Raw genomic sequence first — 19,776 nt, 5'->3', positions numbered from 1 at the left:
CTGGTCCATGCGCGCTGCCCGTTGCCTACGCCACCTGGCCCTGCTGTGCGGGCTGCTGCCCGCATTGCTGTTGCAGCCTGCCAGTGCCAAGGAGCGCCTCTTCTGGCTGGTGCGCGACCTGCCGCCGTTCACCATTCTGGAAGGGCCGGAGAAAGGCCAAGGGGTGATCGACCAGCTGTTGCCCCTGCTGATCAGGCAGATGCCCGAGTACGACCACAGCATCGTGCGGGTCAACCGCGCCCGCGGCATCCAGATGCTGCAGGACCCGAAAAGCTTCACCTGCGACCCGACCCTGCTGTGGACGCCGGAACGCGCCGAATATGTGAGGTTTTCCGTGCCTTCCCTGGGCGTGCTCAGTGGCGGCCTGGTGCTGCGCAAGGACAGCGAGGCGCTGGTGGCGCCTTACCTCGACGGCCAGGAGGTAGACCTGCATGGCCTGCTGAGCAAGACCCCGCTGAAGCTGGGGGTTGTCGCCGAGCGCAGCTATGGCACGCAGATCGACGCCATCCTGCGCCAGTTGCCCGACACCGCGTTCAGCCGCCACTACGGCAACGACGCCACCGCCAACCTGCTACAGATGCAACAGCTCGGGCGCCTGCGCATGGTGCTCGGTTACTGGCCCGAAGTGCGCTACCTGGTGGAGCAGCAAGGCGGGGCACTGGCTGACTACCGGTTTCATCCTGTGCAAGGGGTGAACCGCTACCAGTTTCTGCATGTAGGTTGTTCGAACAGCGAGCTGGGGCGTGAAGCGATTGCGCACATCGACCAACTGCTGCCTGCCTTGCGCCGGGATGTGTTGCCGGGGTTGTATGCACGCTGGCTGGACCCGGCGTTGCAGGAAAGCTACCTGGAAGAGAGCAAGCGCTTCTTCGAAGACCACTAGCTGCCCGATCGGCCCCTGTAGGAGCGGCCTTGTGTCGCGATGGGGCGCGTAGCGGCCCCACATTTTCAGCTTCGCCGCGAAGATTGCCGGGGCCGCTTTGCGGCCCGTCGCGACACAAGGCCGCTCCTACAAGGATATGTGCCTGTCCCCCCAAAAAAAGAAACCCCGGGCGCTGGGGAAACACGCCCGGGGCCAAGCGAAAGCCCTTGGGGGCTTCCCGTGACAGCCTTGCCAGCGCCGGAGCAAAGCACTGGCTCGGCTGCCCCTACAGTGTCTGATAAACCACTCAGGCAAAGGTTCCATGGGGTTGCTGGCGCTGCTGCAATGCCGCGATCACACAGGGCTGCAAACGCCCTTCGGCGATCTGCAGGTCGCGGTGCAGGCCATCCACCAGGTCGATCAACAGGCTTTGTTCCTGCAACTGGCGCTCGCTCACCGTGCGCCGCAGGGTGATGCCGGCGAGGCGGTCGTGAATGGTCAATTGGCGATTACCCTGGGCATCGGCGACGCCGAGGTGGGTCTGATAGGGGGTCAGGGCTTCGTTGAGCAGTCTGCAGATTCTTTCCATCCGGATCACTCGCTGCGTGGTGGGATATAGAGGAACTGACCAACAGACGCAGCGGAAAGTTCGTTACACCGCGGCTGCTTCAGTGAGCATGCGGGGCGGACGTGACAGTTTGAATACGCCGCCACGGGCGCGCCTGCAGTGCTTGCAGGGCACGCTGCAGGCTTGGCATCGACAGCGGCCAGGGCAGTTCGGCGAGCACCCACAGGCCCCGGTTTCTGGCCTCTTGGGCAAGGTTGTGGCGCTTGGGGGTAGCCTGGCCGACGAACAGCAAAGCGCGGGTTCGGTGCTGGTGTTCGAGCAAGGCAAGGCCGGCCCGGGTTGGCATGGCGTGGTCAAGGATCAACAGATCGGGGCGGTGATTGGCGTTCAGGCAGGCGTCGAGGTCTGCGCTGGTTTCGCTGATGCGCACATGGAACATGCCTTGGGCATTGAGGGCCTGGTGCAGGAGGATCTGATGGGATGGGCGAGCCTGGTGGATCAACACGTAGGGCTGGTGCATGAGCCGCTCCTGATGGGAGGACCGGCTAATTTAGGCTTTGCGCTGGGCGGGCCGAATAGGAAGTTTCTGATGGAGATGTGGGAAAAGGCCTAGATTTTGGGGCCGCTTTGCGGCCCATCGCGACACAAGGCCGCTCCTACAGGGGAACACGATTCTCCTGTAGGAGCGGCCTTGTGTCGCGAAAGGGCTGCGTAGCAGCCCCGGAAAGCAACGCCGTTACAGCGGCTTGCCGCGGTTACCATGCTGGCTGACAAAGCCCTGCACAGCCTTCAGGTCATTGGCCAGCACCGTGCAACGCTCTTCACGGCTGAACAGGTCGCTGAGGTGCGCCGGCAGCTCCAGCGCCTTGCCAACACCGGCCTTCTCCACCGCTTCCGGGAACTTGACCGGGTGCGCGGTACCCAGCACCACCATCGGCGTGTCCAGGCTGCGGCGGCACTCGCGGGCGGCCTTGACGCCGATTGCGGTGTGCGGGTCGAGCACTTCGCCGGTAGCGGCGAACACTTCGGCGATGGTTTCGCAGGTCTGCTCGTCACTCACTGCCAGCGAGTCGAACAGCTTGCGCGCTTCGGTCCAGCGGTCTTGCTCGACGCTGAAGCCGCCACCTTGCTTGAAGTTGGCCATCAGTTCGGCAATGGCGCCGCCGTTGCGGCCGTGCAGGTCGAACAGCAGGCGCTCGAAGTTGGACGAGACCATGATGTCCATCGACGGCGACAGGGTCGCGTGCAGGGTTTCCTTGACGTACTGGTTGCCGCTCATGAAGCGGTGCAGGATGTCGTTGCGGTTGGTGGCGACGATCAGCTGGCTGACCGGCAGGCCCATGTTACGTGCCAGGTAGCCGGCGAAGATGTCGCCGAAGTTGCCGGTCGGCACCGAGAACGCCACGGAACGCGCCGGGCCACCCAGCTGCAGGGCCGCGTGGAAATAGTAGACGATCTGGGCCATGATCCGCGCCCAGTTGATCGAGTTGACCGCAACCAGGCGGGTGCCCTTGAGGAACGACTGGTCGGCGAAGCTGGCCTTGACCATTTCCTGGCAGTCGTCGAAGTTGCCTTCGATGGCGATGTTGTGGATGTTGTCGCCGAAGATGGTGGTCATCTGCCGGCGCTGCACTTCCGACACGCGCTGGTGCGGGTGCAGGATGAAGATGTCGACGTTGTCGCAACGGCGGCAACCTTCGATGGCGGCGGAACCGGTGTCACCGCTGGTGGCGCCAATGATCACCACGCGCTCGTTGCGCTTGGCCAGCACGTGGTCCAGCAGGCGGCCGAGCAGTTGCAGGGCGAAGTCCTTGAACGCCAGGGTCGGGCCGTGGAACAGCTCCAGCACCCACTCGTTGCTGTTCAGCTGACGCAGCGGGGCAACCGCGGCGTGGGCGAACTCGCCGTAGGTTTCTTCGAGGATCTTCTTGAAGTCGGCGTCGGCGATGCTGCCTTCGACGAACGGGCGCATCACCCGGAAGGCAAGTTCGTGGTACGGCAGGCCGGCCCACGAGGCGATTTCTTCCTGGGTGAAGCGTGGCAGGTTTTCCGGGACGTACAGGCCGCCGTCGCTGGCCAGGCCAGCCAGCAGGACGTCTTCGAAATTGAGGGCCGGAGCCTGGCCGCGGGTACTGATATAGCGCATGGGTGCAAACCTTCGATGCTGGGGCCGGGGCCGCACTGGCGGCCCGCCGGCACTATTGTTAGTTGAGCTGCTCGACGCGAATGCGCACGACCTTGCCGACCACGTCCTGCAGGGCTTCCAGGGCGACGATGGCGTCGTTGATACGCTGCTCGACCACGCGATGGGTCAGCAGGATCATCGGCACCAGGCCGTCCTGTTCCTCGGCTTCCTTCTGCATGATCGACTCGATGTTGATGCCACGCTCCGAGAGGATGCTGGCCACCTGGGCCAGTACGCCCGGGTGATCCTTGGCCTGGATGCGCAAGTAGTAGGCGCTTTCGCAGGCTTCGATCGGCAGGATCGGGTGGGCCGACAGCGAATCCGGCTGGAAGGCCAGGTGCGGCACGCGGTTTTCCGGGTCGGAGGTCATGGCACGGACCACATCGACCAGATCGCCGACCACCGACGAAGCGGTAGGCTCCATGCCGGCACCGGCACCGTAGTACAGGGTGGAACCGGCGGCGTCGCCATTGACCATGACGGCGTTCATCACACCGTTGACGTTGGCGATCAGGCGGTCGGCCGGGATCAGCGTCGGGTGTACGCGCAGCTCGATACCTTCGGCAGTGCGGCGGGCCACACCCAGGTGCTTGATGCGGTAGCCCAGGGCCTCGGCATAATTCACGTCAGCAGTGGTCAGCTGGGGGATGCCTTCGGTGTAGGCCTTGTCGAATTGCAGCGGGATGCCGAAAGCGATCGAAGCCAGGATGGTCAGCTTGTGCGCGGCATCGATGCCTTCAACGTCGAAAGTCGGGTCCGCTTCGGCGTAACCCAGCGCCTGGGCTTCGGCCAGCACGTCCGGGAAGGCGCGGCCCTTCTCACGCATTTCGGTGAGGATGAAGTTGCCGGTGCCGTTGATGATGCCGGCCAGCCAGTTGATGTGGTTGGCCGACAGGCCTTCGCGGATGGCCTTGATCACCGGGATGCCACCGGCCACGGCCGCTTCGAAGGCGACGATCACGCCCTTCTCGCGGGCCTTGGCGAAGATTTCATTGCCGTGCACGGCAATCAGCGCCTTGTTGGCGGTGACCACGTGCTTGCCGTTTTCGATGGCCTTGAGCACCAGTTCGCGGGCCACGGTGTAGCCACCGATCAGCTCGATGACAATGTCGATCTCCGGGTTGCTCGCAACTTCGAACACATCAGCGGTAATGGGGGTACCGGTAATCTGGCAGTTCGGGTTCTGCGAGCGCATGGCAATCTGTGCCACTTCAATACCGCGCCCGGCACGGCGGGCGATCTCCTCGGCGTTGCGCTGAAGTACATTGAAGGTTCCGCCACCGACGGTCCCCAACCCACAGATGCCTACTTTGACCGGTTTCACTGTGAACTCCCCATTGAACGGCCGACACCTATGCCGACCGTGAAACATGCCGTCACCCCATGACGACGGCGTACTGAATTGGATTACTTGGCCAGTGCCAGCTTGGCGACCTGCGGTGCCGGCTGGTAGCCCGGAATGACCTGGCCGCTTTCAAGGACGATCGCCGGCGTGCCGTTGACGCCGATCGACTGGCCCAGCTGGAACTGCTTGCTGACCGGGTTGGCGCACTTGGCGGCCTTGATTTCCTCACCCTCGACCATCTTGTCCATCGCCGCACGGCGGTCGCTTGAACACCAGACGGCCTGCAACTGCTGGTCACCCGGCGAACCGAGACCCTGACGCGGGAAGGCGACATAGCGCACTTCGATACCGCGGCGGTTGAGCTCGGGCACCTCGGCGTGCAGCTTGTGGCAGTACGGGCAGGTGGTGTCGGTGAATACCGTGATGTGCGACTTGGTCTCGCCCTTGGCAGGATAAACCACCATCTCGGCGGCTGGAATGCCGTTGATGAGCTTGGCAATGCCCAGGCGCTCGGTCTTCTCGGTGAGGTTGACCGGCTTGCCGTCCTGGATCTGGAACAGGTAGCCCTGCATCACGAACTGGCCGTCGCCGCTGGCATACAGCACGCGGCCGCCCTGCAGCTTGACTTCATACAGGCCACTGACCGGGCTGCTGGCCACGCTTTCGACGGGCACTTCCAGCTCGAGGTTCTGCAACGACTTACGGATGGCCTGCTCGGCGGTGGCATTGCTGTCGGTTGCCGCAGCAACGGCAAAGGTACTGGCCAGCGCCAACGCGGCGGCGGCGAAAAACTGGGTCACGCGCATGGGAACTCCTGAAGGCGGACAGGGGCCGGAGGGCGCCACCTGCGGAAAATACGCGGTGACCGTGCGGCCCTTGGTGCAAACCGCCCAAGCCTACCACATCACACCGCCGGTGAAGGGCCTTGCAAGGACCGGTCGGCGGAACATGAAAAACATTCATCCACGCGGGTGGTGCTGGGCGTGCAATTGCTGCAGGCGGGCCTTGGCGACATGGGTGTAGATCTGCGTGGTCGACAGATCACTGTGGCCCAGCAGCATCTGCACCACGCGCAGGTCGGCGCCATGGTTGAGCAGATGAGTAGCGAAGGCATGGCGCAGGGTGTGCGGCGACAGCGGTTTGTCGATGCCGGCGACCCGGGCATGGTGCTTGATGCGATGCCAGAAGGTCTGGCGGGTCATCTGCTCGCCACGCTGGCTGGGGAACAAGACATCGCTGGGGCGGCCATTGAGCAGTTCGGCGCGGCCATCGCGCAGGTAGCGTTGCAGCCACACCACCGCCTCTTCGCCCATGGGCACCAGGCGCTCCTTGCTGCCCTTGCCCATCACCCGCAGCACGCCCTGGCGCAGGTTGACCTGGTCGAGGGCCAGGCTGACCAGTTCGGTGACCCGCAGGCCACAGGCGTAAAGCACTTCGAGCATGGCGCGGTCACGCTGGCCGATGGCTTCGCCCAGGTCCGGGGCCTGCAACAAGGCTTCGACGTCGGCTTCGGACAACGACTTGGGCAGCGGCTTGCCCAATTGCGGCATGTCGACTTGCAGAGTCGGGTCGATGGCCACCAGCTTTTCCCGCAACAGGTAGCGGAAGAAGCCGCGCAGGCCGGACAGGAAGCGTGCCGTGGAGCGCGGCTTGTAGCCCTGGTCGAGGCGCCAGGCCAGGTGGTCGAGAATCAGGTCGCGGCCGGCGTCGGGCAAGCTGACGCTGTGCTCCTGCAGCCAGCCGTTGAACAGAGCCAGGTCGCTGCGGTAGGACATGCGGGTGTTGTCGGACAGGCCCTTTTCAAGCCACAGGGCGTCGAGGAACTGGTCGATCAGGGGGTGGTCTAGGGCGGGCATTCGGGGCTGCTGGGTGTTGGAGGTGGGGCTAGTGTTTCACAGCAGCTGACAAGTTGTCGTGCCCAATCAGGGGCTTGGGCAGCTGACGCAGGCCTTGTAGGAGCGGCCTTGCGTCGCGATGGGCTGCACAGCAGCCCCAAGATGGTACAGCCCTGCTGAAATCCTGGGGCTGCTGCGCAGCCCATCGCGACACAAGGCCGCTCCTACAGGGACCGCGTCAGGCCCAGAATGGGCTCAAGCCTGGGGCAAAACCGGCACCGGCCGCTTGTCCTCGTCGATGGCGACGAAGCTGAACACCCCATGAATCGCTCGCTCGCGCCCGTCCAGGTACATGTTCTCGACGAACACATCCACCTGCACCTGCAAGCTGGTATTACCCACCTTGATGACCGACCCCACCAACTCGACGATCGAGCCCGCCGGGATCGGATGCTTGAAGTCGATGCGGTCAGTGGACACCGTCACCAGCGGCAGGCGGCAGAAGCGCGTGGCGGCGATGAACGACACTTCGTCCATCCAGGCCAGGGCGGTGCCGCCGAACAGGGTGTTGTGGTGGTTGGTGGTGTTGGGAAACACCGCCTTGGTCACGCGGGTCACCGACAGCTCGGTGCGGCGCAGGATTTCCTGGTCTCGGGTAGTCATGGCAATCACATCTTCGGGGGTTCAAAACGCAAAAAAGCAGCCCGAAGGCTGCTTTTTTCTCGCTAGGCGGCCTTGGCCACCGGGCAAACTGCACTCAGGACAGTTTTTCCTTGATGCGAGCGGCTTTGCCGGACAGGTCGCGCAGGTAGTACAGCTTGGCTTTACGCACGTCACCACGACGTTTCACGGCCAGGCTGTCGATTTGCGGGCTGTAGGTCTGGAAGGTACGCTCTACGCCAACGCCGCTGGAGATCTTGCGCACGGTGAAGGCGCTGTTCAGACCGCGGTTACGCTTGGCGATAACGACGCCTTCGAACGCCTGCAGACGGGAACGCTCACCTTCCTTCACTTTAACCTGAACGACAACGGTGTCGCCTGGTGCGAAGGTCGGGATTTCCTTGCTCATCTGCTCGGCTTCGAGCTGCTGGATGATCTTGTTGGTCATGCTGTGCTCCTAAGATGGATACGTGATCCACCATCGATACGTTTAACTATCGTCCCGCTCGCGGAGATATTCCTCGAGCAGCTTCTTCTCTTCTCCAGAAAGCGAGCGACTTTCCAGAAGATCGGCGCGTCGTTCGAAGGTCCTACCAAGGGACTGCTTCATTCTCCAACGCCGGATGTGTGCATGGTTGCCACTTAGCAACACGTCGGGAACACGCTGATCCGCATACACCTCAGGCCGGGTGTAGTGCGGGCAATCGAGCAGACCGTCGGTGAAGGAATCTTCTTCCGCCGAGTCCACATGCCCTAAAGCTCCGGGCAGCAGCCGTGTAACCGCATCGATCAGTACCATGGCCGGCAGCTCGCCACCGGAAAGCACATAGTCGCCAATCGACCACTCCTCATCGACATGAGCCTCGATAAAGCGCTCGTCGATGCCTTCATAACGACCGGCGATCAGGATCAACGATTCCTGTTCGGCCAGGCCTTTGACCGCCTGCTGAGTCAGCTTGCGGCCTTGTGGCGAAAGGTAGATCACCTTCGCCGCTGCTCCGGTCGCTTGCCTGGCGCTAACCAGGGCGTCTTCCAGAGGCTTGATTTTCATCACCATGCCCGGACCACCGCCAAACGGCCGATCATCCACCGTGTGGTGACGATCTGTGGTGTAGTCCCGCGGGTTCCAGCAAGTCACCTGAAGCAACCCCTGTTTCACCGCGCGGCTGGTAATGCCGTACTCCGTGATGGCCGAGAACATCTCGGGGAACAACGTGATGACGTCTACGCGAAGGTTACCCATCGTTTAGAAGTCCGCGTCCCATTCAACCCGCATCACGCCTGCTTCCAGGTCGATGTCGAGCACGCATTGCGCCGTATAGGGCAACAGACGCTCGCGATCATCCAGGCTGCCTGCGCAGGGCTTGACCACCATTACATCGTTCGCACCGGTCTCCAACAGGTGATCGACCTTGCCGAACAGTTGTTCGTCCTGGTTGATGACCTTGAGGCCGACCAACTGGTACCAGTAGTACTCGTCAGCAGCCAGGTTGGGCAAAAGGCTCCGCGGAATGCAGATTTCGTAACCGCTCAGAAGACGGGCTTCATCACGATCATCGAGGCCTTTCAGTTTCACGACCAGGCCCTTCTGGGAGCCACGACCGTTGACCAGCTCGACCTGCTTTACCTTGCCTTCGTGCCGAAGCGTCCAGCGCGGATAATCCAACAGGTTTTCAATCGGATCGGTAAAGGAATACACCTTCACCTCGCCGCGAACGCCGTGAACCGAAAAAATCTTGCCAACGACGATGAGGTCGTCAGCCTTTTCTGGCGTCGCGTTCATACTACTCAGGCAGCAGCCTTGGCAGCGTCCTTCAGCAGCTGAGCAACGCGCTCAGACGGCTGTGCACCCTGGCTCAGCCAGTAGTTGACGCGCTCTTGGTTGACCGACAGCTTGACTTCGGCGCCAGCAGCGATCGGGTTGAAGAAACCTACGCGCTCAACGAAACGGCCGTCACGGGCGTTACGCGAGTTGGTCACGGTCAGGTGGTAGAATGGGCGCTTTTTCGAGCCGCCACGGGCCAGACGAATGGTTACCATGTGAACATCGTTCCTATAGTCGGTGCTGCAGTTGATACAGCAGCTGGTACTGCAAATCTGAATGCCAAATAGGCACACGGGTGCCCAAAAGGCCGCATATTCTCGGGGAATACACGGACATTTGCAAATGACTTTTTCGGCAAGGCCCTGCCCTGCCGTCCAGATCTGCCGGTTGAGCCGCGAAATCCGCGGCCATTGCCCCGCCACGGCGGGGGTTCTGGGCGCCTGCCGGACAAACGGCAAGCCCCCGGAATAGGGGTTACAGCTTCGGCATGCCGCCGCCCGGCAGCATCCCGCCCAGGCCGCGCATCATCTTGGCCATGCCGCCCTTGGCGGAGAATTTCTTCATCATCTTCTGCATTTGCTTGTGCTGCTTGATCAGGCGGCCGACGTCCTGCACCTGGGTGCCGGAACCGATGGCGATACGGCGCTTGCGCGAGCCGCTGATCAGCTCCGGATCACGGCGCTCGGCCGGGGTCATGGAGTTGATGATCGCTTCCATCTGCTTGAACTGCTTCTCGGCGGCGCCCTGGGCGTTGCCCATCTGCGACAGGTTGACCCCGCCGATGCTCGGCAGCTTGTCCATCAGGCCACCGAGGCCGCCCATGTTCTTCATCTGCTGCAGCTGGTCGCGGAAGTCTTCGAGGTCGAAGCCCTTGCCCTTCTTCAGCTTCTTGGCCAGCTTGTCGGCCTTGGCCTTGTCGATGTTCTGCTCGGCCTGCTCGATCAGGCTGAGCACGTCACCCATGCCGAGGATGCGCGAGGCGACGCGGTCGGGGTGGAACGGTTCGAGGGCTTCGGTCTTCTCGCCCATACCGATGAACTTGATCGGCTTGCCGGTGATGGCACGCACCGACAGCGCGGCACCGCCACGGGCGTCACCGTCGACCTTGGTCAGCACCACGCCGGTCAGCGGCAGCGCCTCGCCAAAGGCCTTGGCGGTGTTGGCGGCGTCCTGGCCGGTCATGGCGTCGACCACGAACAGGGTCTCGATCGGCTTGACCGCGGCATGCAGCGCCTTGATCTCGTCCATCATGTCGGCGTCGATGTGCAGACGGCCGGCGGTGTCGACGATGACCACGTCGATGAACTTCAGCTTGGCTTCGCGGATGGCCGCTTCGGCGATGGCCACCGGCTTCTGGCTGATGTCGGACGGGAAGAAGGTGACGCCGATGTCGTTGGCCAGGGTTTCCAGCTGCTTGATCGCCGCCGGGCGGTAGACGTCGGCGGACACCACCATCACGCTCTTCTTCTTGCGCTCCTTGAGGAAGCGCGCCAGCTTGCCGGCGGTGGTGGTCTTACCGGCGCCCTGCAGGCCGGCCATCAGCACCACGGCGGGCGGGGCGGCGTTCAGCGCGAGGTCTTCGTTGGCCGCGCCCATCAGGCTTTCCAGTTCGGCCTGGACGATCTTCACGAACGCCTGGCCCGGGGTCAGGCTGCGCGACACTTCGGTGCCGACTGCACGGTCCTTGACGCTGTTGACGAAATCCTTGACCACCGGCAGGGCAACGTCGGCCTCGAGCAGGGCCATGCGCACTTCGCGCAGCGTGTCCTTGATGTTGTCTTCGGTCAGCTTGGCCTTGCCGGTGACATGGCGCAGCGTCTGTGACAGGCGGTCGGTCAGGTTTTCGAACATGGTGATCCTTTCAGGCCCAGTAAAAGCCGAGGTTTGTCAGGCGCCCAGGGGGGAATGCATACCCGCCGGGCACAGCAAGGCGGCGATTATAGCGAAGTGCGGCGGCGGCGCACACCTTGCTGGCGGCCTGGTAGATATTCGGTGGCTGTGCCGGCCTCTTCGCGGGCAAGCCCGCTCCCACAGGTACACCACCACCCTGAAGAGCGGCGCGATCCCTGTGGGAGCGGGCGTGCCCGCGAATGCCCCGACACAAGCGTGCAGTCTTCCTAGAGCGGCGGGATCTATGCCAAACTCCGTCTCTTTAAGGCTCGCCAACCAGGACTTATGTTCTCCTCACCCAGCCTCATCCCCAACCTGATCGCCGCCGGCCTATATATAGCTGCGGCAATCTACCAGGGCTCTTACCTTGCCCAGAACCGCAAGGCCGACAAGCGCCTGCTTGCCCTGCTGGGTGCCTTCGCGGTACTCGCCCAGGCCGGTGCGCTGTTCTTCCAGCTGATCACCCCGCTGGGCCTGAGCCTGGACTTCTTCAGTGCCGCCAGCCTGATCGCCGTGGCGGTCATCGCCCTGACTCTGCTGGCCTGCTTGCGCATACCCGTGGAAAACCTGCTGGTGCTGCTGTTCCCGCTGGGCGCGGTGACCGCGCTGCTGGCCCAGTTCGCGCCCCCCGGCACGGTGCCGCTGGTCAACGAAGAGCCGGGCATCCTCGCGCATATCCTGCTGTCGATCCTGGCCTACGGGCTGTTCACCATCGCGGTGTTCCAGGCACTGCTGTTGCTGCTGCAGGACCGCCAGCTGAAGAACAAGCACCCGTCCGGGCTGATCCGCAACTTCCCGCCGCTGCAAACCATGGAAAGCCTGCTGTTCGGCTTCCTCTGGGCCGGCTGGTGCCTGCTGTCGCTGTCGCTGATCTCCGGCTGGCTGTTCCTCGACAACCTGTTCGCCCAGCACCTGGCACACAAGACCCTGCTGGCCTGTGTCGCCTGGGTGGTGTTCAGCGTGCTGCTGTGGGGCCGCACCCGCCTGGGCTGGCGTGGCCACAAGGCCATCCGCTGGACGCTGGCCGGTTTCTGCCTGCTGATGCTGGCCTATTTCGGCAGCAAGCTGGTTCGCGAATTCATCCTGCATATCTGACGGCCGCCCATGGATACCCTGCCGTACGCACCGCTATTCGGCACCCTGGCACTGGCGCTGTTGTGGTCGGCGCTGTTCACCGCGGTGGATGCCGCCCGCCTGCAACTCAATGGCGCGCTGCGCACCGGCGAGGATGGCCAGCCCGTGCTGCCGGCCCAGGCCCTGGTGCTGTGCGCCAGCCTGGGCAAGCTGCTGGTGCTGGGCCTGGCCTGCTTGGTTGGCCAGCGCCATAGCGGCGAGCACGGCTTCTGGCTGGCCGGGTTGGCCGCCACCCTCGTCCTGCTGGTGTTTGCCGAATACCTGCCGCGGCGCCTGGCCCGGCGCAACCCGCAGGCGTTCGTCAGCCTCGGCACCAGCCTGCTGAAAGTACCCCTAACCCTGCTGCAACCGCTGGCCTACCTGCTGGATGGCATTGCCAAGCTGATCCTGCGTCCGTTCCGTGTACAACCCACGGCCGTTGCCTTGCACCCGCAGGAAGCCGACGAGTTCGACGAGGATGAGGAACACGAAGCACCGCGCCACGGCCTGCTCGACGGCCTGCAGTCACTGGACAAGATGACCGTCAACGACATCCTGGTACCGCGCAACGAAGTGGACGGCATCAGCCTCGACGAGCCGATCGAGCGCATCATCGAGCAACTGATCGTCAGCCGCCACACCCGCCTGCCGGTGTACCACAGCGACATCAACCAGGTTGAAGCAATCCTCAATACCAAGCTGATCAGCCACCTGCTGCCCAAGGCCGAGCTGACCTTGGAGATGCTGCTCGGCGCCTGCTACGAGCCCTATTTCGTGCCCGAGAGCACGCCCCTGCAAATGCAGCTGCTGAACTTCCACAAACAGCAGCGCCGCATGGGTGTGGTGGTGGACGAGTACGGCGAAGTGCTGGGCATCGTCACCCTGGAAGACATCCTCGAGGAGATCGTTGGCGAGTTCGAGGATGAACACAGCCTGGACAACCCTCACGTGCACCCGCAGCCCGATGGCACCTTCGTCATCGACGGCACCGCTTCGCTGCGCGAGATCAACCGCAGCCTGGGCTGGCACCTGCCCTGCGACGGCGGGCCGAAGACCCTCAACGGGCTGGTCACCGAAGCGCTGGAAAGCATCCCGGAAAGCGCCGTTTGCCTGAAGATCGGCCGCTATCGCCTGGAAATCCTTGAAACAGAGGACAATTGTGCCAGCAAGGTACTGGTGTGGACCGTGACCCGATAGCTATACTCGGGTCACGCTTACCCAGCCCCGCCGTCCCGCCTGCTACCCGCACCCGGCGCTCCACGGCCAGTCCGCCCCACTGACACGCCCTGCGGTCCTGCTTCAACACCCCGAACAGTGCCCGCCCCCGCCCCTATCCCCCTTGGGCTATCGTCAGTCGGGCGCACACAACAACAAAACGCTCCGGCGCCCGCGCCACCGTGCCTGCCCTTTTGCATTGCACGCCGCGGGGCTTATCCCAATGGAGCCGGACCAGACTGTCAGGGACCTATTCAATGACAACCAGCAGCACCTATGCCGAAGCGCCTGCCGCACCGGTCAACTCGCCCGCGCGGGTAGCCACCGCCAGCTTCATCGGCACCGCCATCGAGTTCTACGATTTCTACGTCTACGCCACTGCCGCCGCCCTGGTGATCGGCCCGGTGTTCTTCCCGTCCGGGTCGGGCACCGCGCAGATGCTGGCGGCCTTCCTCACCTTCGGTATCGCCTTCCTGGCGCGCCCGCTGGGCTCGGCACTGTTCGGCCACTTTGGCGACCGTATCGGCCGCAAGTCGACCCTGGTCGCCTCGCTGCTGCTGATGGGCGTGTCCACCACGGCCATCGGCGTGCTGCCAGGCTACGACAGCATTGGTGTATGGGCGCCGATCATCCTCTGCCTGCTGCGCTTTGGCCAAGGCCTGGGCCTGGGTGGCGAATGGGGTGGCGCGGCCTTGCTGGCCACCGAGAACGCGCCCGAAGGCAAGCGCGCCTGGTTCGGCATGTTCCCGCAGTTGGGCCCGTCGATCGGCTTTTTGGCCGCCAACGGCCTGTTCCTGACCCTGGCCCTGGTACTCAGCGACGAGCAGTTCCGCGAGTGGGGCTGGCGCATTCCGTTCCTGCTCAGCGCCGCGCTGGTACTGGTGGGCCTGTATGTGCGCCTGAAGCTTGAAGAAAGCCCGGTGTTCGCCAAGGCCGTCGCCCGCCACGAGCGGGTGAAAATGCCGGTGGTCGACCTGTTTTCCAGATACTGGCTGCCGACCCTGCTGGGCGCAGCGGCGATGGTGGTGTGCTACGCGCTGTTCTACATCTCCACGGTGTTCTCGCTGAGCTATGGCGTGACCACGCTGGGCTACAGCCGCGAGACATTCCTTGGCCTGCTGTGCTTCGCGGTGGTGTTCATGGCCCTGGCCACACCACTGTCGGCCTGGCTCAGCGACCGCTACGGGCGCAAACCGGTGCTGATCGTCGGCGGCCTGCTGGCAGTGGCCTCGGGCTTTACCATGGAGCCGCTGCTGACTTCGGGGTCGACCGCAGGTGTGGCGCTGTTCCTGGCCATCGAACTGTTCCTGATGGGCGTGACCTTTGCGCCGATGGGGGCACTGCTGCCTGAACTGTTCCCGACCCACGTGCGCTATACCGGCGCTTCGGCGGCATACAACCTGGGCGGCATCGTCGGCGCATCGGCGGCACCGTTCTTTGCCCAGAAGCTGGTGAGCATGGGTGGGTTGAGCTGGGTGGGGGGCTATGTGTCGGTGGCGGCGGTGATCAGCTTGATTGCCGTGCTGTGCCTGAAAGAGACCCGCAATACCGAACTTTGAGAAAGCAGGGGCTGCTTTGCAGCCCTTTCGCGACACAAGGCCGCTCCTACAGAGATCGCATCAGCTTCGGCTTGCGCGGTCCCTGTAGGAGCGGCCTTGTGTCGCGATAGGGCCGCAAAGCGGCCCCATACGGACTCAAATCAGAACTCGACCTTGACCGCCTGCGAAGCACGGGTCGCCTTGGCACGCGCCGCTTCGACCGACTCGTCACGCGCCAGGCACACGCCCATGCGGCGGGTACCGTTGATTTCCGGCTTGCCGAACAGGCGAATGGCGGTATCCGGCTCGCTCAGCGCCGCGCCCAGGTTGGCAAAGCTGGTCTGCTGCGACTGCCCCTCGGGCAAGATCACCGCCGAAGCCGAAGGGCCGAACTGGCGCACTACCGGAATCGGCAGGCCAAGAATGGCCCGGGCATGCAGGGCAAACTGCGACAGGTCCTGGGAAATCAGGGTCACCAGGCCGGTGTCATGCGGGCGTGGCGAGACTTCGCTGAACCACACCTGGTCGCCCTTCACGAACAGTTCCACGCCAAACAGGCCACGACCGCCCAGGGCATCGGTGACCGCCTTGGCCACCCGCTGCGACTCGGCCAGCGCCTTCGGGCTCATGGCCTGCGGCTGCCACGATTCCTGGTAGTCGCCCTTCTCCTGGCGGTGGCCGACAGGCTCGAGGAAGGTGGTGCCGCCAACGTGGCGCACGGTCAGCAGGGTAATTTCGTATTCGAAGTCGATGAAGCCCTCGACGATGACCCGGCCTTTGCCGGCGCGGCCGCCTTCCTGGGCGTAGTCCCACGACTTCTGCAGGTCGGCATCGCTGCGCAGCAGGCTCTGGCCCTTGCCCGACGAGCTCATCACCGGTTTGACCACGCATGGGTAGCCAACATCGGCCACGGCCTTGGCGTAGTCTTCGTAGGTGTCGGCGAAATGGTACGGCGAGGTTGGCAGGTCCAGTTCTTCGGCGGCCAGGCGGCGGATGCCTTCACGGTTCATGGTGAGCTGGGTGGCGCGGGCGGTCGGCACCACGTTGAAGCCTTCGTTTTCCAGCTCGACCAAGGTGGCGGTGGCGATGGCTTCGATTTCAGGGACGATGTAGTGCGGCTTCTCGGCCTCGATCACCGCGCGCAGGGCCACGCCATCGAGCATGTTGACCACGTGGCTGCGGTGCGCCACCTGCATTGCCGGGGCATTGGCGTAGCGGTCGACGGCGATCACTTCGACGCCCAGGCGCTGCAGCTCGATCACCACTTCCTTGCCCAGCTCGCCACAGCCGCAGAGCAGTACACGGGTCGCGGTGGGCGACAAGGGGGTTCCGATACGGGTCATTTCAGGTCCTCGAAGGCGTCCGGGGCCGCACCAGGCTTGGCGCCGCCCGCTGAAAAAGGACCGCTATTCTACACCATCAACCCGCCACGGCGGCCCGCCGGGCGCGAAATGCCATGGCCAGCCACACGGCGGTGACACCGGCGAATTTCGAGGCCATGGCGGTGCCGATCACGGCTGGGGTCAGGGCGCCGATCATGCCGAAGAAGATGAAGGTGTCCACCGGGATGCTCAGCGCCGAGCTCAGCCACAAGCGGTCGCGCAGCGGCCGGCGGGTGATGCTGAACACCAGCCAGTCGATCAGTTCGGAAATGAAGAACGCGGTGGCGCTGGCCAGGGCGATGGCCGGTTCCGAAGTGACATAGGACAGCACCAGCGCCGCCAGCATGGCGACCAGGGCGCCATGGCCGAAGCGGGTTTGCACCATGTCGCGCAGGATGAACACCAGACCGCCCCAGGCGGACCAGATGATGTCCAGGTGTGGCGCGCTGGAGAAGGCGTAGTTGATCAGCACTACGCTGCTGATGTAGGCAATCAGATAGAACATGGCGGGTAGTCTGTGGGCAAGCCGCACAGATTACCGCTGGCTTCATCGGCAGGCAACGGTACTCCCTGTAGGAGCGGCCTTGTGTCGCGATGGGCTGCAAAGCAGCCCCTGGATTTCAGCGCTGATGCACAAATTACTGGGGCTGCTTTGCAGCCCATCGCGACACAAGGCCGCTCCTACATGGTCGGCGATGAAGCCGACAAGGTATTTAGCGACCGATAATCAGGCCAGCAGCTACTGCCCGCTCATGGCACAGCTTCAGCACCGCCCTGCGCTCGTCGTTGTCCATCCGCCCCCAGCGGCCGATCTCGGCCACGGTTCGCTGGCAACCTGTGCAGATATCCTGCTCGTCCAGCGCACAGATACTCACGCACGGCGAGGCCACCGGCCGCTCTACCACATCACTCATCGTCAACCACCAACTCCCGTGCATAACGCTGGGCATTGTGCACGTAATGCGCGGCACTGGCTTCGAGCATGCGCTTCTGCTGTTCGGTCAGCTCGCGCACCACCTTGCCCGGCGAGCCCATCACCAGCGAACCGTCGGGGATCTCCTTGCCTTCTGCAATCAGCGCATTGGCGCCGATGATGCAATGCTTGCCGATGCGCGCGCCATTGAGGATGACCGCGTTGATACCGACCAGGCTGTAGTCGCCCACCGTGCAACCATGCAGCATGGCGTTGTGGCCAACGGTCACGCCCTTGCCCAGGGTCAGCGGCGAGCCCATGTCGGTGTGCATCACCGTGCCATCCTGCACGTTGCTGCCCTCGCCAATGTCGATCAGCTCGTTGTCCCCGCGCAGCACCGCGCCAAACCACACGCTGGCATCGGCCTGCAGGCGCACCTTGCCGATCAGCGTGGCGTTGGGTGCGGCCCAACTGGTGGGGTGGCTCTCGACCCGCAGGTCGCCCAGGCGGTATTTCATGCTTGCTCCTCAGGCTGCAACGCAGACGACGGGGTTGGCCCCGCTCAGTTTTCGATGTAACGCTCAGGGGGCTGGTGCAGGCTGATGCCGGCATCGAACAGCAGGTTGACCAGTTCGACGATCATGATCGCCGACAACCCCCAGATCTTGTATTCGCCATAGCGATAGCTGGGCACATACCAACTGCGCCCCTGGTAATCGATACGGTGGGTATGGTCGCGCGGGTCCTGGCGGAAGAATTCCAGCGGCACGGTGAATACTGCCGCGATCTCGGCATCATTGGCACGGTATTCGACAAAATCGGGGATAAGCCCGACGAATGGCGTCACTTTCAGGCCGTGCAGCGAAATCAGCGGGCTGAGTGGGCCGATCACTTCCACCAGGCCTGGTGGCAGGCCGATTTCTTCTTCGGCTTCACGCAGCGCGGTAAACACCAGGTCCGGGTCTTCCGGGTCGCGGCGGCCACCAGGAAAAGCCACTTCGCCGCCGTGGGTGGACAGGCCCTTGGCGCGCAGGGTCAGGACCAGTTCGGGCGCTTCGCTGCGGGTAATGGGCAAGAGGACCGCCGCTTCGGGGAACCGCCGGTCGGTTTCCAGTGATGCGGGTTGGTGGTTGCTCATTCGGCGAAGTAGCTCGTCCAGCATTGCGCACGCTCGTATCCAAGGCCTGCCTTGCATGATGCACCAAAGGCGCGAAGCACCCAAGCCCCGTGCGCTTGCGGCAGCACGGCCGGCGCGCCAAGATAGCCCAGAGCAAAAAGGAACGACACATGAAATTCTGCAGCGCGTGCGGCCAGCCGGTCACTCAGCGGATCCCCGATGGCGACAGCCGCCTGCGGTATGTCTGCGAGTCTTGTCAGACCATCCATTACCAGAACCCCAACATCGTAGCCGGCGTGTTGCCGACCTGGGGCAGCCAGGTGCTGCTGTGCCGGCGCGCCATCGAGCCACGCCGCGGTTTCTGGACCTTGCCTGCCGGTTTCATGGAAAACGGCGAAACCCTGGACCAGGCCGCCCGTCGCGAAACCGTCGAGGAGGCCTGCGCCCGGGTCGGCAGCATGAGCCTGTACCAGCTGTTCGACCTGCCACACATCAACCAGGTGCACGTGTTCTTCCGCGCCGAACTGGCGGACCTTGATTTCGCGGTCGGTGTCGAAAGCCTGGAGGTGCGGCTGTTCGAGGAACATGAGATACCGTGGGGCGAGCTGGCTTTCCGCACCGTCACTCGCACACTAGAATGCTACTATCGCGATCGCATCGGGCAGCACTACCCCATAGGCCATGAATACCTGCCGCCGATGAACGTCTCGCCCATTACCTAGAAGCCTTCAGGGATACCGTTACATGCGCTGGTTGCTTGCCCTTTTCTGCCTTTGCGTTACCTCGGTGTCCCAGGCGGCTTTCACCGAGACCATCATCCGCAAGCCCCAGCCGGCAGCGCAAACCCCATCGCCTTCGCAGCAGGCCATGCAACCGCTGATCGACAAGGTACTGGTGATCAAGTCCGAGCGCCGCCTGCAGCTGATCAGCCGTGGCGAACCGCTGAAAACCTACCGTATCTCGCTGGGCAAGCAGCCAAAGGGCGCCAAGGAGCGCGAAGGCGACAAGAAAACCCCCGAGGGCCTGTACTGGCTGGATTGGCGCAAGCAGAGCGACCGCTTCAACCTGGCCATGCACATCAACTACCCGAACATCACCGATGCCGCCCGTGCCACCCGCGAAGGGGTGAGCGCCGGCAGCATGATCATGATCCATGGCACGCCAATCAACGACGAGTACCCGGAGTGGTACTTCCACACCCTGGACTGGACGGATGGGTGTATTGCCATGCGTAACCGCGACATGCAGGAAGTGTGGGACCTGGTGCGGGATGGCACGTTGATCGAAATTCGGCCCTGAGGTTTGTCGGGGCATTTCAGGCGTCTGCC

23 protein-coding genes are annotated in these 19,776 nt (G+C 63.5%); 6 read left to right on the top strand and 17 right to left on the bottom strand.

The window, feature by feature from the left end:
• Positions 1 to 7: 7 nt before the first annotated feature.
• Entirely contained in the window at positions 8 to 883 is an 876-nt protein-coding gene (locus C163_RS05280) for a TIGR02285 family protein (protein WP_025337920.1), read from the top strand.
• A gap of 286 nt (positions 884 to 1,169) precedes the next feature.
• On the opposite strand, the gene C163_RS05275 is transcribed toward C163_RS05280, so the two are convergent.
• The 12 genes from C163_RS05275 to ffh all read right to left on the bottom strand — a co-directional run bounded on the left by C163_RS05275 (position 1,170) and on the right by ffh (position 11,131).
• Positions 1,170 to 1,451, bottom strand: a complete 282-nt coding sequence (locus C163_RS05275; RefSeq protein ID WP_025337919.1) for a DUF3509 domain-containing protein — start codon at positions 1,449 to 1,451, stop codon at positions 1,170 to 1,172.
• Positions 1,452 to 1,530: 79 nt separating this feature from the next.
• Positions 1,531 to 1,950, bottom strand: coding sequence for a response regulator (locus C163_RS05270; protein ID WP_025337918.1), 420 nt, complete (start codon positions 1,948 to 1,950; stop codon positions 1,531 to 1,533).
• Positions 1,951 to 2,166: 216 nt separating this feature from the next.
• Positions 2,167 to 3,576 carry a threonine synthase gene (thrC, locus tag C163_RS05265; RefSeq protein WP_010952565.1) on the bottom strand — a complete coding sequence of 470 codons (1,410 nt, stop codon included), beginning with the start codon at positions 3,574 to 3,576 and terminating at the stop codon, positions 2,167 to 2,169.
• 58 nt (positions 3,577 to 3,634) lie between these two features.
• Positions 3,635 to 4,939: a homoserine dehydrogenase gene (locus C163_RS05260; RefSeq protein ID WP_025337917.1), complete on the bottom strand. Its 1,305-nt coding sequence runs from the start codon at positions 4,937 to 4,939 to the stop codon at positions 3,635 to 3,637.
• Positions 4,940 to 5,022: 83 nt separating this feature from the next.
• Positions 5,023 to 5,766: a thioredoxin fold domain-containing protein gene (locus C163_RS05255; protein WP_025337916.1), complete on the bottom strand. Its 744-nt coding sequence runs from the start codon at positions 5,764 to 5,766 to the stop codon at positions 5,023 to 5,025.
• Between the two features lie 153 nt (positions 5,767 to 5,919).
• Positions 5,920 to 6,816, bottom strand: a complete 897-nt coding sequence (gene xerD / locus C163_RS05250; RefSeq protein WP_025337915.1) for a site-specific tyrosine recombinase XerD — start codon at positions 6,814 to 6,816, stop codon at positions 5,920 to 5,922.
• Positions 6,817 to 7,050: 234 nt separating this feature from the next.
• On the bottom strand, positions 7,051 to 7,458 hold the full coding sequence (locus C163_RS05245; protein ID WP_025337914.1) for an acyl-CoA thioesterase: 408 nt from the start codon (positions 7,456 to 7,458) through the stop codon (positions 7,051 to 7,053).
• Between the two features lie 94 nt (positions 7,459 to 7,552).
• Positions 7,553 to 7,903, bottom strand: a complete 351-nt coding sequence (rplS, locus tag C163_RS05240) for a 50S ribosomal protein L19 (protein WP_003252148.1) — start codon at positions 7,901 to 7,903, stop codon at positions 7,553 to 7,555.
• Positions 7,904 to 7,945: 42 nt separating this feature from the next.
• On the bottom strand, positions 7,946 to 8,698 hold the full coding sequence (trmD, locus tag C163_RS05235; RefSeq protein WP_003252146.1) for a tRNA (guanosine(37)-N1)-methyltransferase TrmD: 753 nt from the start codon (positions 8,696 to 8,698) through the stop codon (positions 7,946 to 7,948).
• 3 nt (positions 8,699 to 8,701) lie between these two features.
• On the bottom strand, positions 8,702 to 9,238 hold the full coding sequence (gene rimM / locus C163_RS05230; RefSeq protein ID WP_025337913.1) for a ribosome maturation factor RimM: 537 nt from the start codon (positions 9,236 to 9,238) through the stop codon (positions 8,702 to 8,704).
• A gap of 5 nt (positions 9,239 to 9,243) precedes the next feature.
• A complete protein-coding gene (gene rpsP, locus C163_RS05225; RefSeq protein WP_003259424.1) occupies positions 9,244 to 9,495 on the bottom strand; it encodes a 30S ribosomal protein S16 in 252 nt (83 codons plus the stop codon).
• Positions 9,496 to 9,754: 259 nt separating this feature from the next.
• Complete coding sequence (gene ffh / locus C163_RS05220) at positions 9,755 to 11,131, bottom strand: signal recognition particle protein (protein ID WP_013971189.1); 1,377 nt, start codon at positions 11,129 to 11,131, stop codon at positions 9,755 to 9,757.
• A 324-nt stretch (positions 11,132 to 11,455) separates the two neighbouring features.
• Between ffh and C163_RS05215 the strand changes: the two genes are divergently transcribed.
• The 3 genes from C163_RS05215 to C163_RS05205 all read left to right on the top strand — a co-directional run bounded on the left by C163_RS05215 (position 11,456) and on the right by C163_RS05205 (position 15,057).
• Positions 11,456 to 12,265, top strand: coding sequence for an inner membrane protein YpjD (locus C163_RS05215; RefSeq protein ID WP_025337912.1), 810 nt, complete (start codon positions 11,456 to 11,458; stop codon positions 12,263 to 12,265).
• A gap of 9 nt (positions 12,266 to 12,274) precedes the next feature.
• Positions 12,275 to 13,480 (top strand): transporter associated domain-containing protein, encoded by a 1,206-nt coding sequence (locus C163_RS05210; RefSeq protein WP_025337911.1) that lies wholly within the window; start codon positions 12,275 to 12,277, stop codon positions 13,478 to 13,480.
• Between the two features lie 275 nt (positions 13,481 to 13,755).
• Positions 13,756 to 15,057, top strand: a complete 1,302-nt coding sequence (locus C163_RS05205) for an MFS transporter (protein ID WP_025337910.1) — start codon at positions 13,756 to 13,758, stop codon at positions 15,055 to 15,057.
• A gap of 140 nt (positions 15,058 to 15,197) precedes the next feature.
• Here the strand turns inward: C163_RS05205 and purT are convergent, their stop codons facing one another.
• The 5 genes from purT to C163_RS05180 form a co-directional block, all read right to left on the bottom strand.
• The gene (purT, locus tag C163_RS05200; RefSeq protein ID WP_025337909.1) at positions 15,198 to 16,379 is read right to left on the bottom strand and encodes a formate-dependent phosphoribosylglycinamide formyltransferase; all 1,182 of its coding nucleotides are present in this window, start codon (positions 16,377 to 16,379) and stop codon (positions 15,198 to 15,200) included.
• A 76-nt stretch (positions 16,380 to 16,455) separates the two neighbouring features.
• Positions 16,456 to 16,923, bottom strand: a complete 468-nt coding sequence (locus tag C163_RS05195; RefSeq protein WP_003252131.1) for a VUT family protein — start codon at positions 16,921 to 16,923, stop codon at positions 16,456 to 16,458.
• Between the two features lie 208 nt (positions 16,924 to 17,131).
• Complete coding sequence (locus C163_RS05190; protein WP_025337908.1) at positions 17,132 to 17,332, bottom strand: DUF1289 domain-containing protein; 201 nt, start codon at positions 17,330 to 17,332, stop codon at positions 17,132 to 17,134.
• The gene (locus C163_RS05185; RefSeq protein WP_015269134.1) at positions 17,325 to 17,849 is read right to left on the bottom strand and encodes a gamma carbonic anhydrase family protein; all 525 of its coding nucleotides are present in this window, start codon (positions 17,847 to 17,849) and stop codon (positions 17,325 to 17,327) included. The genes C163_RS05190 and C163_RS05185 overlap by 8 nt, the downstream gene beginning before the upstream one ends.
• Positions 17,850 to 17,893: 44 nt before the next feature.
• Positions 17,894 to 18,493: a CoA pyrophosphatase gene (locus C163_RS05180; RefSeq protein ID WP_003252125.1), complete on the bottom strand. Its 600-nt coding sequence runs from the start codon at positions 18,491 to 18,493 to the stop codon at positions 17,894 to 17,896.
• Between the two features lie 125 nt (positions 18,494 to 18,618).
• Here C163_RS05180 and C163_RS05175 point away from each other — a divergent pair, with 125 nt between their 5' ends.
• Together C163_RS05175 and C163_RS05170 are read left to right on the top strand one after the other, a co-directional pair.
• Complete coding sequence (locus C163_RS05175) at positions 18,619 to 19,170, top strand: NUDIX hydrolase (protein WP_025337907.1); 552 nt, start codon at positions 18,619 to 18,621, stop codon at positions 19,168 to 19,170.
• Between the two features lie 22 nt (positions 19,171 to 19,192).
• Positions 19,193 to 19,747 carry a murein L,D-transpeptidase family protein gene (locus tag C163_RS05170; protein WP_025337906.1) on the top strand — a complete coding sequence of 185 codons (555 nt, stop codon included), beginning with the start codon at positions 19,193 to 19,195 and terminating at the stop codon, positions 19,745 to 19,747.
• Positions 19,748 to 19,776 lie beyond the last annotated feature (29 nt).

Origin of the sequence: Pseudomonas sp. FGI182 (assembly GCF_000511325.1) — a bacterium.
Lineage (GTDB): Bacteria > Pseudomonadota > Gammaproteobacteria > Pseudomonadales > Pseudomonadaceae > Aquipseudomonas > Aquipseudomonas putida_Z.
This window is presented reverse-complemented; position numbering and strand designations above follow the sequence as displayed.